Here is a 15,360-nt window from a genome sequence, read left to right as displayed (position 1 = left end):
ACAAAAGTGGACATTTTCCTGCAGGAATGTCCACTTTTGTTCCTGACCCCACGGTGGACATTTGTTGCGATGCAACAATAGAGGTGCACTTCTAGTAGTGCCGTTTGACTTTCGCCACACGCTGGATAATAGTACGAACGTTCGCAAATATTTTCACCAGCGACCGATCCGTTAGAGAGAGAATAAGGTTTTTCCTTCTACGTGGATGGGTTCAAAAGTGAGCGGCGTTATTGTAAATACACCAACTAAATTCATGCGCAAAGGCGAAATGACCCGTGCGGCCATCCTGGATGTGGCCCTCGACCTGGCAAGCCGTGACGGCCTCGAAGGCCTCACGATAGGTTTGCTCGCCGATAAGATGAACATGAGTAAGTCCGGCGTATTCGCTCACTTCGGCTCGCGAGAAGATTTGCAGATTGAAGTTTTGAAGCTGTACCACCATCGTTTCGAGCAGGAAGTGTTCTACCCGGCGATGAAGGAGGCCCGTGGCCTGCCTCGCCTGCGCGCCATGTTTGCCAACTGGATCAAACGTGTGAGCGTGGAAATCGCCTCGGGCTGCATCTATATCAGCGGCGCCGTCGAATACGACGACCGTCCTGGCCCGATCCGCGAAGAGCTGCTGGCAATGGTCGGCGCGTGGCAGGCAGCCTTGCTGCGTTGCGTGCGCCAGGCTGTCGACAACGGCGACCTGCGGGCCGATACCGATGCTTCCCAGCTGGTGTACGAGATGTATGGCCTGATCCTGGCCCTGCACCATGAGGCGCGTTTCATGCGCACTCCGGGCAGCGTGGACCGGGCCGGCGTGGGCTTCAACCGACTGATCGAAGATTACCAACCGACTTAAGGCTGCGCACCTGGCAGCAGCCGAAACAACATAACCTTTTAGCCTTCTGGAGAAAAAAATGGGTCAATACGTCGCGCCAATCCGTGATATGCAGTTCGTGCTGCATGAGCTGCTGAAAGTGGAAGAGAAGCTGAAAGAGCTGCCTGCCCACGCCGAAACCGACGCGGACATCATCAACCAGGTGCTGGAAGAAGGCGCCAAATTCACCTCCGAAGTGCTGTTCCCGCTGAACCACTCCGGCGACCGCGAAGGCTGCCACCACGATGCAGCGGCCAAGACCGTGACCACGCCAAAAGGCTTCAAGGAAGCCTACGCGCAGTACGTCGAAGGCGGTTGGGCCGCTCTGGCCTGCGATCCTGAATTCGGCGGCCAGGGCCTGCCTATCGTTCTGAACAACTCGTTCTACGAGATGCTGAACTCCGCCAACCAGGCATGGACCATGTACCCAGGCCTGTCGCACGGCGCCTACGAGTGCCTGAAAGAGCACGGCACCCCGGAACAGAAAGCCACCTACCTGCCTAAGCTGGTTTCCGGCGAATGGACCGGCACCATGTGCCTGACCGAGCCGCACTGCGGCACCGACCTGGGCATGCTGCGCTCCAAAGCCATCCCTAACGCCGACGGTTCGTGGGACATCACCGGCGCCAAGATCTTCATCTCGGCCGGCGAACACGATATGGCCGAAAACATCCTGCACCTGGTGCTGGCTCGCGTGCCGGACGCTCCTGAAGGTTCGAAGGGCATCTCCCTGTTCCTGGTGCCTAAGTTCATCCCTAACGCCGACGGTTCGATCGGCGAGCGCAACCCGATCTTCTGCGGCGCGATCGAAGAGAAGATGGGCATCCACGGCAACTCCACCTGCCAGATGAACCTGGACGGCGCCAAGGGCTGGATCATCGGCCAGCCGAACAAGGGCCTGAACGCGATGTTCGTGTTCATGAACGCCGCCCGCCTGGGCGTAGGCGTGCAGTCCCTGGGCCTGACCGAAGTGGCTTACCAGAACGCGCTGGTGTACGCAAAAGACCGCCTGCAAATGCGCTCGCTGTCCGGCGTGAAGAACCCTGAAGGTCCTGCCGACCCGATCATCGTGCACCCTGACGTGCGCCGCATGCTGCTGACCGGCAAAGCCTACGCTGAAGGCGCGCGTGCTTTCGCTTCCTACGTCGCGCTGCAAATCGACCGCGAACTGCACCACCCTGACGAAGAAGTGCGTAAGGAAGCCGGTGACGAAGTTGCCCTGCTGACCCCGATCATCAAGGCCTTCATCACCGACAACGCATGGATCGCCACCTCCGACGCAATGCAGGTGTACGGCGGCCACGGCTACATCTCCGAGTGGGGCATGGAGCAGTATGTGCGCGACGCGCGTATCAACCTGATTTACGAAGGCACCAACACCGTGCAGTCGCTGGACCTGCTGGGCCGTAAGATTCTGATGGACAACGGCGCCAAGCTGCGCAAGTTCGGCGAGAAAGTACGCGCCTTCGTTGAAGAAAACGGCACCGACGAAGCGATGTCCGAATTCGTCACCCCGCTGGGCGACCTGGGCGAGAAGCTGACCAAGCTGACCATGGAAATCGGCATGAAGGCCTTCCAGAACCAGGACGAAGTGGGCGCCGCCGCCGTGCCTTACCTGCGCGTCGCCGGTCACCTGGTGTACTCCTACTTCTTCGCTCAAATGGCGAAGATCGCCCTGGAAAAAGAAGCGTCGGGCGACAAGTTCTACACCTCGAAGCTGGCAACCATCCGTTTCTACTTCGGCCGCCTGTACCCAGAAACCGCAACCCTGATCCGCCAGGCGCGTTCCGGCGCAGCCAACCTGATGGCCCTGGACGCTGACCTGTTCTAATTAAAGGAAAAACATGAGCAACTTCAACGTGAAAAAAGTAGCGGTGCTGGGCGCCGGCGTGATGGGCGCGCAAATCGCGGCCCACTGCGTCAACGCCAAAGTGCCAGTCGTTCTGTTCGACCTGCCGGGCAAAGAAGGCACGCCTAAAAACGGCATCGTCCTGAAAGCCATCGAGAACCTGAAGAAGCTGTCGCCTGCGCCGTTCGGCGACAAGGCCGACGCGGAACTGATCCAGGTCGCCAACTACGAAGACAACCTGGACCTGCTGGCCGGCTGCGACCTGATCATTGAAGCCATCGCCGAGCGCATGGACTGGAAGCATGACCTGTACAAGAAGGTCGCTCCGCACATCGCCCAGAACGCGATCTTCGCATCGAACACCTCCGGCCTGTCGATCAACAAGCTGGCCGAAGGCTTCGACGACGAACTGAAGGCGCGCTTCTGCGGCGTGCACTTCTTCAACCCACCGCGCTACATGCACCTGGTGGAACTGATCCCGACCACCTCCACCAAGCCGGAGATCCTGGACCAGCTGGAAACCTTCATGACTTCCGTGCTGGGCAAGGGCGTGGTCCGTGCCAAAGACACCCCGAACTTCATCGCTAACCGCGTTGGCGTGTTCGGCATCCTGGCCATCATCCACGAAGCCGAAAAGTTCGGCCTGTCCGTCGACGTGGTCGACGACCTGACCGGCGCCAAGCTGGGCCGCGCCAAGTCCGGTACCTTCCGTACCGCCGACGTGGTTGGCCTGGACACCATGGGCCACGTGATCAAGACCATGGAAGACAACCTGCCGAACGATCCGTTCGCAGCGCTGTACAAGACTCCAGCCGTGCTGTCCGGCCTGGTCGCCAAGGGCGCCCTGGGCCAGAAAACCGGAGGCGGCTTCTACAAGAAAGTCGGCAAGGACATCCTGCGCCTGGACGCAGCCACCGGTGAATACGTCGCCGGCGGCAAGAAGGCAGACGACATCATCGCCCGCATCCTGAAAGAAAAGGATCCGGTCAAGAAGATGAAGGCGCTGCGCGATTCGACCAACCCGCAGGGCCAGTTCCTGTGGGCGATCTTCCGCGACGCTTTCCACTACATCGCGATCCACCTGGAATCGATCGCCGACAATGCACGCGACATCGACTTCGCCATGCGTTGGGGCTTCGGCTGGAACGTCGGCCCGTTCGAAACCTGGCAGGCAGCTGGCTGGGGCCAGGTTGCACAGTGGGTCAAGGAAGACATCGAAGCCGGCAAGGCGCTGTGCAATGCACCGCTGCCAGCATGGGTCTTCGAAGGCAAAGTGGGCGAGCAGGGCGTACATACCCCTGAAGGCTCGTTCTCGCCAGCGAACAAGTCCTACACTCCACGTTCCGACCTGGCTGTGTACAAGCGCCAGGAATTCCGCGCTCCGGTAGTGGGCGGCGGCGGCGCCGATCCTAAGACTGCCGGCGTGACCGTGCACGAAGACGAATCCGTACGCCTGTGGCACACCGGCGACGAAGTCCTGATCCTGTCGCTGAAGACCAAGATGCACGTGATCGGCAAAGGCGTGATCGGCGGCATCCAGCGCGGCCTGGCCGAAGCCGAGAAGAACTTCAAGGGCCTGGTGATCTGGAACACCGACGCAGCCGAAGGCGGCGCCTTCTCGGCCGGCGCCGACCTGCAGGAAGCCCTGCCAGCCTTCATGGCCGGCGGCGCGAAAGCAGTCGACCCGATCATCAAGGAACTGCAAGACACCTTCATGTCGATGAAGTATTCCAACGTGCCAGTGGTGGCGGCTATTGCCGGTATCGCCCTGGGCGGCGGCTGCGAAATGGCGCTGCACGCTTCCAAGCGCGTGGCTTCGATCGAATCCTACATCGGCCTGGTGGAAGTGGGCGTTGGCCTGATCCCTGGCGGTGGCGGCCTGAAAGAAGCGGCTGTACGTGCAGCCCGCGAAGCCAAAGGCAACGACATCCTGCAATTCCTGAAGACCGGCTTCACCAACGCTGCAACCGCGAACGTTTCAAAGTCCGCGCTGGAAGCGAAGGCCATGGGCTACCTGAAGGAAGACGACATCATCGTGTTCAACGCCTACGAGCTGCTGCACGTGGCCAAGACCACTGCACGTGCGATGGCTGACGCAGGCTACCGCGCTCCGATCCAGCGCCCAGTGCCGGTGACCGGCCGTTACGGCTGGGGCACCATTCGCGGCCAGCTGGTCAATATGCGCGATGGCGGCTTCATCTCCGCCCACGACTACAAACTGGGCGACATGATCGCCGAGATCGTGTCCGGTGGCGACATCGACCAGGGCAGCGTGGTGAGCGAGCAGTGGCTGCTGGATATGGAACGCAAGGCCTTCCTGGAATTGCTGAACCATCCTAAGTCGCAAGAGCGCATCATGGGCATGCTGCAGACCGGTAAGCCGGTGCGCAACTAAGAGCAAATGTCCATCCTGTCGCTGGCCTTCAAAATCCTGTTGCGAGTGAAACCTAGCATGGTCTATGAGCAAATCAAGAAGCACATGACGGAGTCGCTGCCGTTCGTGCGCCTGCTCGGCATCCGCATCGACAGCATTGGTCCGGGAACGGCCGAAGTGTCGATGCCGGACGACGGCAAGCTGCACAACCACCTCGGCACGCCGCATGCAGGTGCGATTTTCACGCTGGCCGAAACGGCGTCCGGCGCGGCCATGGCAGGCGGCTTCGCCGACCTGATCATGGACATGCGCCCGGTCGCCAAGGAGTCGCGCATCCAGTACCAGAAAGTAGCCAAGGGCGCGACGCGCGCCTCCGGCAAGGTGCCGGGCGACTTGGCCGCGATCCGCGCCCAGCTGAAGGATGAAGGAAAAGTAGCGTTCCCGGTCAACGTCGACATCTTCGACGAACACGGCACGCTGGCAGCACAAGTACAGGTGGACTGGTACCTCTCCGCCAAACGCTAACGAACACAGATACTGGAAAGCTTAAAAATGAGCAAACAACTCCAAGACGCATACATCGTCGCCGCTACCCGCACCCCGATCGGTAAAGCACCGCGCGGTATGTTCAGCAAGACCCGCCCGGACGACCTGCTGGTCGCAGCTATCCGCGGCGCCATGGCTGCCGTGCCTAACCTGGACCCTGCACTGATCGTCGACGCCATCGTCGGCTGCTCCTTCCCGGAAGCAGAGCAGGGCTTCAACATTGCCCGTAACTCCGTCGTGCTGGCAGGCCTGCCGAACACCGTCGGCGGCGTGACCATCAACCGTTACTGCGCTTCGGGCATCACCGCCCTGGCCATGGCCGCCGACCGCATCCGCGTTGGCGAAGCCGACGTGATGATCGCCGGCGGCGTTGAATCGATGTCGATGGTGCCGATGATGGGCCACCACCCTTCGATCAATATGGACACCTTCAAGGACGAAAACGTGGGCCTGGCTTACGGCATGGGCCTGACCGCCGAGAAAGTGGCGCAGCAGTGGAAGATCTCCCGCGAAGACCAGGACGCCTTCGGCCTGGAATCGCACCGCAAGGCGATCGCCGCCCAGCAAGCCGGCTTCTTCAAGGACGAAACCACCCCGGTCGAAATCATCACCCGCACCCCTGACTTGCGCACCGGTGAGATCAAGATTGGCAAGCGTACCGTGGATACCGACGAAGGCGCGCGCGCCGACGCTTCCATGGAAGGCATGGCCAAGCTGAAGCCAGTGTTCGCCGCCAAGGGCACCGTGACCGCCGCGACCTCCTCGCAGATGTCCGACGGCGCCGGCGCGCTGATCGTGGTCTCCGAGAAGATCCTGAAAGAACACAACCTGACCCCGCTGGCCAAGTTCTCCTCGTTCGCCGTACGGGGCGTGCCGCCGGAAATCATGGGCATCGGTCCTAAAGTAGCAATTCCTGCAGCCTGCGAGGCCGCCGGCATCACCCAGGACCAGCTGGACTGGATCGAACTGAACGAAGCGTTCGCCGCACAGGCCCTGGCCGTAATCCGCGATCTGAACCTGGACACCAGCAAAGTGAACCCGATGGGCGGCGCAATCGCCCTGGGCCACCCGCTGGGCGCAACCGGCGCGATCCGCGCTGCGACCGTGGTGCACGCACTGCGCCGCAACCAGCTGAAATACGGCATGGTCACCATGTGCGTTGGCGCCGGCATGGGCGCAGCAGGCATCATCGAGCGCGTATAATCCGCGCGACGACGCAATAACGCTTTAGCAAGGCGGGTCAGATGGCCCGCCTTTTTCACATTTGGAGACAAGGAATAATGGCAATCCTCACCAGCAAAGCCAACGGCATCCTGACCCTGGAATTCGACCGCCTGGACCGCAAGAACGCGATCACCTCCGCCATGTACCAGACCATGGCCGACACCATCAATGCCGCCGAGACCGATGCCGAAGTGCGCGTGCTCCTGATCACCGGCAAACCGGAGATTTTCACCGCCGGTAACGACCTGGTCGACTTCGCAACCACCACCGCCGCCAACGACGGCGTGGCGTTCACCGACCGTCCCGTGATTCAGTTCATGAAGGCCCTGTTCAACTTCAGCAAGCCCGTTGTGGCAGCCGTCAATGGCGCCGCCATCGGCATCGGCACCACCTTGCTGATGCACTGCGACCTGGTGTACGCCGCCGACAACGCCAAGTTCTCGGTGCCGTTCGCGCAACTGGGCCTGTGCCCTGAATTCGGCTCCAGCATGCTGCTGCCGCTGAATGCAGGCCATGCCCGCGCCGCAGAGAAGCTGATGCTGGGCGAACCGTTCGGTGCGCAGGAAGCCTACGATATGGGCCTGGTCTCCAAACTGCTGCCAGCGGGCGAAGTGCTCGCCCACGCCCAGGCCGCTGCTGCAAAACTGGTGGCCCTGCCGGCCGCTTCCATCCGCCACACCAAGCGCCTGATGAAGGCCGGCCGTGACGCGCTGAAAGCCCACATCGACGTGGAAAGCGCGCAGTTCGGCGCCATGCTGACCGGCGGCGAAGCCAAGGAAGCCTTCACCGCATTCTTCGAAAAGCGCAAGCCGGACTTCTCCAAGTTCGACTGATGACAGCCTTCTATGTGGCAGTGCTGGTGTTGATCATCATGAATGTGATGGTCACCAGCCTGATTCGTCGAAACGATGAGACGCGCTTCCTGCAAAACATGCGCATTGCGATGTTGTGGGTGGCGCCCTTTATCGGTCTGCTGTTCTCGCTGGGCGCGACCGCGAAAAGAAAAGAGGTGAACCTGGCGGAGCAAGCGATCCTGCCAGGCACCATCGTCGACGAGGCGCCACTCAAGTTGATCTTGGCCGGCGCCGGCCAATTCAATGTGCAGGAGCATACCTACGTAAGTGGCGAGTTCCCGGTGCTGGACTGGAATGCCGTCCAGGAATGGGCCGATAAAGGTCCGCAAGGGCTCGGCTACCAGCTCGGTAAGAAGGCCTGGCTGATGCACCTGCGCGATGCCCTCGGCCCGAGCTATCGGCTGTATGAATCTGCCGATGCCTTCATCCTGTCCCCGCTGGAAAACAATGTCGTGCTGGCGACTGCGGAATTCATCTCCACCACCCGCAAGCGGATTGAAAAGGTGCTGGGTGACCTGGCCAGCTTCCCTGTCGCGGACAAAAGCGTCCTGCTGGTCATGCCCGACGAAGAGGCGTATTACAGATACACATCCGGCTATCAGCGCGATGGCGGGCATGTGGCGGGAAGCAGCGGAATGTTCATCCACGCCGGCTGTCCGCACTTTGTCGTACCTGTCGCCGGCCTGCACCAGATCGAGCCGGTCATCGCCCATGAACTGACGCATAGCGCTTTGGCGCACCTTTGCCTGCCGCGTTGGCTGGATGAAGGACTTGCAGTGAATACCGAGATTCGCCTCACTGGTTTCGGCATCAATGGGTCGCCGCAAAAGGAACTGCGCGAACGGCATCTCGCGTTCTGGGGCGAAAAGGAAATCCAGGAATTCTGGTCGGGCGCATCCTTCTTCCGTCCAGACGACGGCAATGAACTTTCCTACGAACTGGCGCGTATCCTCGTCGCGTATCTGGGCAAGCAGTGGGAAAGTTTCAGCAGCTTCGCCAAAGCATCCGAGCGCAGTGACGGCGGCGCTGCGGCGGCGCAGGCGGCCCTCGGCGTCTCACTGGGCACGCTGGCGTGCGGACTGCTCGAGCAGGACTACAGCAGCTCTTGGGAACCAGCGCGGACTGACGAATGCAGCTGATCTCCACACCCGCCTGGCTGCCTTTCGGCTTGCTGGGCCTTTCGATTGCGAGCACCGGCCTGGCGGCCGGGCAGGGTAAGCGCCCGGCTTTCCTGGGCCATCTCTGGATGCTCCTGCTGGGACTTGCCGTTGGCGCCGGCCTGGCGGCGGACGTTCTCCATGCCACTGCCGTGGCGAGCATCGCTGCCTTGCTGGCTTTCGCACGGCAGGCGAGCCGTCATGGCAAGCCTGCCGTGCGCGCACTGTTTACCGTATTGACGCTGCTGCTGTCACTCGCGCTGGCAATGCACGCGGTTCCAGGTTACGACAATCCCTTGCTGTTGAAGGATGTCCGGCTGTCGGCCGACTCGGCGCCATTCACCATGTACGCCAACTTCGACAAGGGGGTGGTCGGGCTTGTGCTGATGGCCTTCCTTTGCCGCAGGGCCAGCTCTTGGCGGGATTTTGCCGATGCATGGAAATCGCAGGCGTTTGTGCTTGCGGTACTACTGAGCAGTGTACTGGGCCTTGGCTGGGCAATCGGATTCGTTCATCCGGAATTCAAATTTTCGCCGCACTTGCCGCTGTTCGCCATCGTCAACCTGCTGTTTGTTTGTGTCGCCGAAGAAGCATTCTTCCGGGGCGTCATCCAGGAGCGTCTCTCGGCATACAGCAACGCCTTGGCTGTCGCGGTTTCAGGATTGCTGTTCGGGGTTGCGCACCTGGGTGGAGGCTGGCAGTTCGGCGCGCTCGCCAGCCTGGCCGGCCTCGGTTACGCGCTGCTGTACTCCAGAACCCGGCGCATCGAAATCCCGATCGTTGCGCACTTCCTGTTAAACCTGCTCCATTTCATTGCGTTCACTTATCCGCGCGCAGGTTAGTGTTCTCCGGCCGCAGTGATCTTCTTAAAATGTTGTGATTGGTGTACAATAATTGCATTTTTGGTAATTTGCCAAGCACAACATTCCGGGATCCTGATGAAAAAATTGATTAAGCCGGTGCGCAATGCATCCGCCGTGTTTCTCCTTACCTCGTTTGCGGCATGTGGCGGTGGCGGTAGCGGTAGCGGTAGCGGGGCGACAACGTCTGCGCCGGGTAACAATTCCCCTATCACCCCGACCACTCCAGTGGTGACGCAGCCCGCCGATGGTATGGGCGAAGCCGGCCATCTGGCCGGAACTGCCCTGCTGGATGCCGAATTGCCGAAAGGGCTGCTGATCAGCCAGGATTTGGGACTGGCGGTGGGCATGTCGTATGAAGGCAAGGCGCTGGCAGTGTGGCAGATTCCGGAAAGCGCTGAGGTCAGCGAACAGAAGGTCGGCTGGGCCCAATCAAATACCGCCGGCGTGTTTGCACCATCGAGCGTGTTGTCGCAGGCGGGCAAAGGCGTGGGCAGGGTCAGGCTCGCCATGCGCATGAACGATACCGGCAGCGCAGTTGTCGGATTCGCCAATGTGGCCGGCGCCAATGTCGTACCGCGGGTCGCCAGGTTTATTGAAGGCAGTGGCTGGGATTCAGCCATTTATAACCCAATGGGCCTCAATGGCAGCGCCCGTGCGACGACAGCTGGCACGAGTTGGGATCTGAGCATCCTGTCCGATAACTCCTTCACCTTTAGCGGCGCCAGTTCCAATTTAGTGTCCGTGGTACAGACGCGAGCAGCGGGGCAACAGGTTGTCGCGCTCGAAACTTTGTTCGACCCAAGTGGCAAAGTTTCCGAATACAGTTATTTCGCGCCAAAAGGCACAGGCGGCGGCTTGCTGTATACCGGCAAGAGTGTGGACTCCACTTTCAATGGACAACTTCACAATACGACCGATATCAGCGTGCGGCTGGCTGATATCAAGGGCGGCATGTTTGCCCCAATTCCAGTTGGGAATTTTGGTCCGCTTTGCGACCTTCCGAACTATGAAGGACCGATGGTCGCCGCGACGACGGTGAAGTCCGAAGGGGTCTTGGCGCTTAACGCCATGGAGCAAGACGGCTGCGCAACCTCAAACCTCCAGTTAGTCCGGGTATATACGCTGAGTGCCATGCGAGTTGAGAACCGTCGACTGAATTCGGCGGGGACATTTCTTCCCGTGGCGCCGGTCGTCACAGTAGACAAAGATGGCAATGCGCTGGCTGTATGGATGGAGACCGTCGGCCAGCGTTCGACTGCGACGTCGGCTAATACGGTGCGTCTCATGTGGTCACAATCGCTGTATGGCGGTGCATGGTCGACGCCGCAGGCTCTCGCTAGCAACACTACTGGGTCCGGCGACGATTTCATGGGCCGTTTCCCGATTTCGCTGGCGATGAACGCTTCGGGCCAGGCCGTGGTTGCACTGCGTCGTGGCATTGAAAACCCTGTCATATCGGTGCGACGCTTCGATTTCAATTCGGGTTGGACAGACTGGAAGGCTGTCGCGAATAAGCAGAATTTATCGGCCCCGGCCGTTGCGATTAATGCAAGCGGCCAAGCCGTCGTGGTTTACGCTGGCATGGATACGCTGCGTGTGAATGGCAAGGCAGGCAATTCAAGCACTGGCCGTAACGAAATGCGCATGTACTCCTTGCGCTTCTAAGAGCGCTGTACCCGCGTATAATCCACGCGACGTTTTCAACCGGAGATCCATTAATGACTATGCAATTCCTGCGCCGCGCCGCTGCGCTGACCGCGCTGGCAGCCGCCATCGCCATCCCTGCCCACGCTGGCAGCTCGGCTTCCTCCGCATCGAGCGCTGGTTCCGATATCTCGGGCAGCGTGTCCGATTCGATCAGCGGCTCCAGCAAGAGCTCCGCCGGCGACGACAAGAAAGTGGCCGCCGGCCAGTACCGCGTGATCGACGTGGTTGAAGCGCCAGGCAAGCCAGGCTCCACCCGCCTGAAGCTGCAAGGTGAAGGCAATGAATTCTTCCTGGACCTGCCGAAAGCCGCCCTGGCGCAGCGCGCGCTGCCTGCGGGCGCACTGGTGCAAGTGAGCGAGCGTCCATACGGCTATGAATTCGCCTACGCGGACACCCGCCAAGCCTTCTTCCTGGCCCTGGACGACGCATGGCAAAGCGACCTGCGCTCGCACGCAATCTGATCGCCGCCTGCCTTGCGCTGGGCTTTCATGCCGCGGCGCAGGCTGGTGGAATGATGTTCTGCGACCGTCCCGCCAAAGTGACGGCGACGGCGCAGGATCACGTGCTGCGTTTCAGCGCAGTCGTGAAGGAAGAACTCGAACGCTCCGGCGCTACTGCCGCCGTGGTGTCGCGCGCCGGCCTTGACCTGGCGCGTTTCGGCTTGCGTTATTCGCACGCGGGCCTCGCACTCAAATCCAATCCCAATAGTCCATGGTCGGTACGCCAGCTGTACTACGCCTGCGACGAAGCGCGCCCGCGCATCTTCGACCAGGGCATGGCCGGTTTCGTGCTCGGTGCGGAACAGCCGACCGAGGGCCACTTGTCGATGGTGCTGCTGCCGCAAGAGCAGGGCGCCGCACTGCAGGCGGCGGCGCTGGACGGCAAGACTCCGCTCGCGCTGCTGGCGGGCGAATACAGCGCCAATGCGTACGCCTACAGTACCCGCTACCAGAACTGCAACCAGTGGCTGGTGGAAATGATCGCCAGCGCCTGGGGTGCGGCAACGGCAAAGCGGGAAGAAGCGCAGCGCTGGCTGAATGAGCGCGGCTACGAAGCGGAGCCGGTAAACGTTGGCCGGCCGCTGATCTTCGCTGCCCACTTCGTGCCGATGGTGCACGTACTGGATCACCCGGAGGAAGACCTGCGTGCGGCGACCATGCGCGTCAGCATGCCTTCATCCATCGAGCATTTCGTGCGCCGCCAATCGCCGCAGGCGCAGCGCGTCGAGCTTTGCTACAACGCCAGCCATATCGTTATCCATCGCGGGTGGGATGCACTTGGCCCTGGCTGCGAGCCCCAGGAAGGCGACGAAGTCGTTTCCTGGTAGCGCGCGCATCGCAGCTATATCCAATTCACGAATTTGTAAGCTTGAAATCATTCGTGTGCCATTTCCCCCGGCACCGGTAGTCTGACGCTATCACCATAACAGAGCGCTGCAGCATATTGGCGCCGAACCGGGGGTAATACATTGGAAAAACTACTGACTTTTCCAGATACGTACGGCATGGCGCTTTCAATTCGCGCCAAGGCACTCATGTTCCACGATCCGCGCTCCGCGGAATTGCTGGAGCAGGTTGAACGCATCGCACCTACCGAAGCCACGACGCTGATCATCGGCGAAACCGGCACCGGCAAGGAGCTGATCGCACGGCATATCCACAAAATGAGCGGCCGCCGCGGGCCTTTCGTTGCAGTCAATTGCGGCGCTTTCAGTGAAACGCTGATCGATGCAGAATTGTTCGGCCACGAAGCGGGCGCCTTTACCGGCGCAACGCAGGCACGATCCGGCTGGTTTGAAGCGGCCAATGGCGGCACGCTCTTCCTCGATGAAATCGGCGACTTGTCGATGGCGCTGCAGGTAAAGCTGCTGCGCATTTTGCAGGAGCGGCAGGTGGTGCGCCTTGGCGCCCGCACGCCGATCTCGTTGAATGTGCGGCTGGTGGCGGCGACCAATGTGGATTTGCACAAGGCTGTGGAGGCGGACCGTTTTCGCTCCGACCTGTACTACCGCCTGAGTGTGGCGACTGTGCACCTGGCGCCTTTGCACGAGCGTCCAGGCGACATCATTCCGCTGGCGCGCCACTTCATCAACGTCTACAGCGAGAAGATGAGGGTGCAGGAGGCGGCGCTGTCGCCGGCTGCACGGCAGGCGCTTTTGGAGTACGACTGGCCGGGCAATATCCGCGAGCTGGAAAACGTGATCCATTTTTCCCTGATCGTCTGCCGCAACGGCGTGATCCAGCCGGATGACCTGAAGCTGTCCGGCGTATCGCGCCGCCGTCCGGCATCGCGCGACGAAGTTCCAGCTCCGCACCTGCCGTCAAGCATTCCCGCGCCGGCGGCGGTATCGGGCGAAGGGTTCCGCCAGCGCCTGGCCGCACTGGTCAGCGGCATGATCGAAGCCGACCAGGCGGACTTGTACGAGACACTGGAGGAAACGGTGATACGAACTGCCTTCGAACATTGCTACCGCAACCAGGTGCAGACCGCGCGCGTGCTGGGCATCAGCCGCAACATCCTTCGCACACAGCTGAAGCGCTTTGGCTTGATCGGCTTCGAGCCTGGCGCGCCGGCCTTGCGGAGTGCCGAGCTGCGGCAATGAAGCCGCCCGCTTTGCAGGCTCGCGGCCTGGCATGCGAGCGAGGCGGGCGGCGGCTGTTCGAGGCGATCGACCTCACGTTGTCCGAGGGGCAGGCCTTGTGGCTGGCCGGCTGCAACGGCAGCGGTAAAACCAGTCTGCTGCGCTTGCTGGCAGGCCTGGGCTTGCCGGCGGAAGGCGAGGTGCTTTGGCGCGGCCGCCCGGTGCGGGAATTGCGCGAAGATTTCCACCGGCAGATGCTGTTCTTCGGCCACGCTGCGGGCATCAAGGACGACCTGTCGGCATGGGAAAACGTGGCGTGCAGCGCTGCGCTGTCGGGACACCGCATCTCTCGTGCGCAGGCCGAAACCGCGCTGGAACTGGCGGGGCTCGATGACGTGGCGGCTTTGCCCTCGCATGCGCTGTCGCAGGGGCAGCGCCGCCGCGTGTCGCTGGCGAGGCTGTACCTTGAGCCCCTGCCAGCCTTGCTGCTGCTCGATGAGCCGTTTACGGCGCTCGATGCGCGTGCCGTCCAGGACCTGGGCGATCGCATTGCCGCCCATCTCGATAGCGGCGGCATCGCGGTCTACACCACGCACCAGGCCCACGGTCTGCGGCCGCAACACCAGCAGCGGCTGGACCTCGATGCTTTGGCGGGAGTGGCAGCATGATCGCGCCGTTTGCCTGGACCGTCAGGCGCGACCTGCTGCTGGCATGCCGCCGCAGCGCCGATGCATTGGGATCTCTGGGATTTTTCGTCATCGCCTGCTCGCTGTTTCCACTGGGAGTGGGGCCGGAGCCTACGGCCTTGCGCAACATGGCGCCCGGCGTGCTGTGGGTTGCTGCGCTGCTGGCTGCCACGCTTTCGCTGCCACGACTGTTCAGCGCGGACCATGCGGATGGCACGCTCGAGCAAATGCTGCTGTCGTCGGAGCCGCTGGTGCTGATCGTGGCAGGCAAGGCGGTTGCCCACTGGCTGGTATCCGGTTTGCCGCTGGTCCTGCTGTCGCCACTACTGGCGCTGCAATTCGGCCTGGATGCGCAAGCGCTGGGCGTGCTGGCGGCGAGCCTGCTGCTGGGAACTCCCATTCTCAGCCTGGTAGGTGCGGTGGCTGCCGCGCTCTCGCTGGGCGCGCGTGGCAGCGGCGTGCTGGTGGCGCTGCTCGCATTGCCGCTTTATACGCCGGTACTTGTATTTGGCGCCGGCTCTGTCGATGCGCTCGCTGCAAGCGGCGCGGCGGCACACCTTCTGCTGCTTGGTGCAGGACTGGGATTTGCGCTTGCGTTGGCGCCATGGGCCGCTGCGGCCGCGCTGCGTATTGCGCTGGAATGAACACGTAATTCAA

General features: G+C 61.5%; 14 protein-coding genes. All 14 read left to right on the top strand.

Annotation, left to right across the window (positions count from 1 at the left end; all coding sequences use genetic code 11):
• The first annotated feature begins 253 nt into the window (after window positions 1-253).
• A complete protein-coding gene (locus tag AC1RTP_RS20375) occupies window positions 254-844 on the top strand; it encodes a TetR/AcrR family transcriptional regulator (RefSeq protein ID WP_498609947.1) in 591 nt (196 codons plus the stop codon).
• Window positions 845-902: 58 nt separating this feature from the next.
• On the top strand, window positions 903-2,693 hold the full coding sequence (locus AC1RTP_RS20370) for an acyl-CoA dehydrogenase C-terminal domain-containing protein (RefSeq protein WP_498609945.1): 1,791 nt from the start codon (window positions 903-905) through the stop codon (window positions 2,691-2,693).
• 13 nt (window positions 2,694-2,706) lie between these two features.
• Window positions 2,707-5,106: a 3-hydroxyacyl-CoA dehydrogenase/enoyl-CoA hydratase family protein gene (locus AC1RTP_RS20365; protein ID WP_498609943.1), complete on the top strand. Its 2,400-nt coding sequence runs from the start codon at window positions 2,707-2,709 to the stop codon at window positions 5,104-5,106.
• 6 nt (window positions 5,107-5,112) lie between these two features.
• Window positions 5,113-5,610 carry a PaaI family thioesterase gene (locus tag AC1RTP_RS20360; protein ID WP_229204662.1) on the top strand — a complete coding sequence of 166 codons (498 nt, stop codon included), beginning with the start codon at window positions 5,113-5,115 and terminating at the stop codon, window positions 5,608-5,610.
• A gap of 27 nt (window positions 5,611-5,637) precedes the next feature.
• Entirely contained in the window at window positions 5,638-6,834 is a 1,197-nt protein-coding gene (locus AC1RTP_RS20355; RefSeq protein ID WP_498609941.1) for an acetyl-CoA C-acyltransferase, read from the top strand.
• Window positions 6,835-6,911: 77 nt separating this feature from the next.
• Window positions 6,912-7,688 (top strand): enoyl-CoA hydratase, encoded by a 777-nt coding sequence (locus AC1RTP_RS20350; protein ID WP_498609940.1) that lies wholly within the window; start codon window positions 6,912-6,914, stop codon window positions 7,686-7,688.
• The gene (locus AC1RTP_RS20345) at window positions 7,688-8,848 is read left to right on the top strand and encodes a hypothetical protein (protein ID WP_498609938.1); all 1,161 of its coding nucleotides are present in this window, start codon (window positions 7,688-7,690) and stop codon (window positions 8,846-8,848) included. The genes AC1RTP_RS20350 and AC1RTP_RS20345 overlap by 1 nt, the downstream gene beginning before the upstream one ends.
• Window positions 8,839-9,708, top strand: coding sequence for a CPBP family intramembrane glutamic endopeptidase (locus tag AC1RTP_RS20340; RefSeq protein ID WP_498609936.1), 870 nt, complete (start codon window positions 8,839-8,841; stop codon window positions 9,706-9,708). Before AC1RTP_RS20345 ends, AC1RTP_RS20340 begins: the two co-directional genes overlap by 10 nt.
• Window positions 9,709-9,804: 96 nt before the next feature.
• Complete coding sequence (locus AC1RTP_RS20335; protein WP_498609934.1) at window positions 9,805-11,394, top strand: hypothetical protein; 1,590 nt, start codon at window positions 9,805-9,807, stop codon at window positions 11,392-11,394.
• Between the two features lie 53 nt (window positions 11,395-11,447).
• Window positions 11,448-11,897 (top strand): hypothetical protein, encoded by a 450-nt coding sequence (locus AC1RTP_RS20330; RefSeq protein ID WP_498609933.1) that lies wholly within the window; start codon window positions 11,448-11,450, stop codon window positions 11,895-11,897.
• Window positions 11,864-12,763 (top strand): DUF2145 domain-containing protein, encoded by a 900-nt coding sequence (locus AC1RTP_RS20325; protein ID WP_498609931.1) that lies wholly within the window; start codon window positions 11,864-11,866, stop codon window positions 12,761-12,763. The genes AC1RTP_RS20330 and AC1RTP_RS20325 overlap by 34 nt, the downstream gene beginning before the upstream one ends.
• A 177-nt stretch (window positions 12,764-12,940) precedes the next feature.
• On the top strand, window positions 12,941-14,038 hold the full coding sequence (locus tag AC1RTP_RS20320; RefSeq protein ID WP_498609929.1) for a sigma-54 interaction domain-containing protein: 1,098 nt from the start codon (window positions 12,941-12,943) through the stop codon (window positions 14,036-14,038).
• Window positions 14,035-14,685 carry a cytochrome c biogenesis heme-transporting ATPase CcmA gene (ccmA, locus tag AC1RTP_RS20315; protein ID WP_498609927.1) on the top strand — a complete coding sequence of 217 codons (651 nt, stop codon included), beginning with the start codon at window positions 14,035-14,037 and terminating at the stop codon, window positions 14,683-14,685. Before AC1RTP_RS20320 ends, ccmA begins: the two co-directional genes overlap by 4 nt.
• Complete coding sequence (gene ccmB / locus AC1RTP_RS20310; protein WP_498609925.1) at window positions 14,682-15,347, top strand: heme exporter protein CcmB; 666 nt, start codon at window positions 14,682-14,684, stop codon at window positions 15,345-15,347. Before ccmA ends, ccmB begins: the two co-directional genes overlap by 4 nt.
• Window positions 15,348-15,360: the final 13 nt, after the last annotated feature.

The sequence above is a fragment of the Pseudoduganella sp. GW821-FHT11H04 genome, from assembly GCF_058807935.1.
Note: the sequence above shows the minus strand (reverse complement) of the source record. Positions and strands in the feature narration are given on the sequence as shown.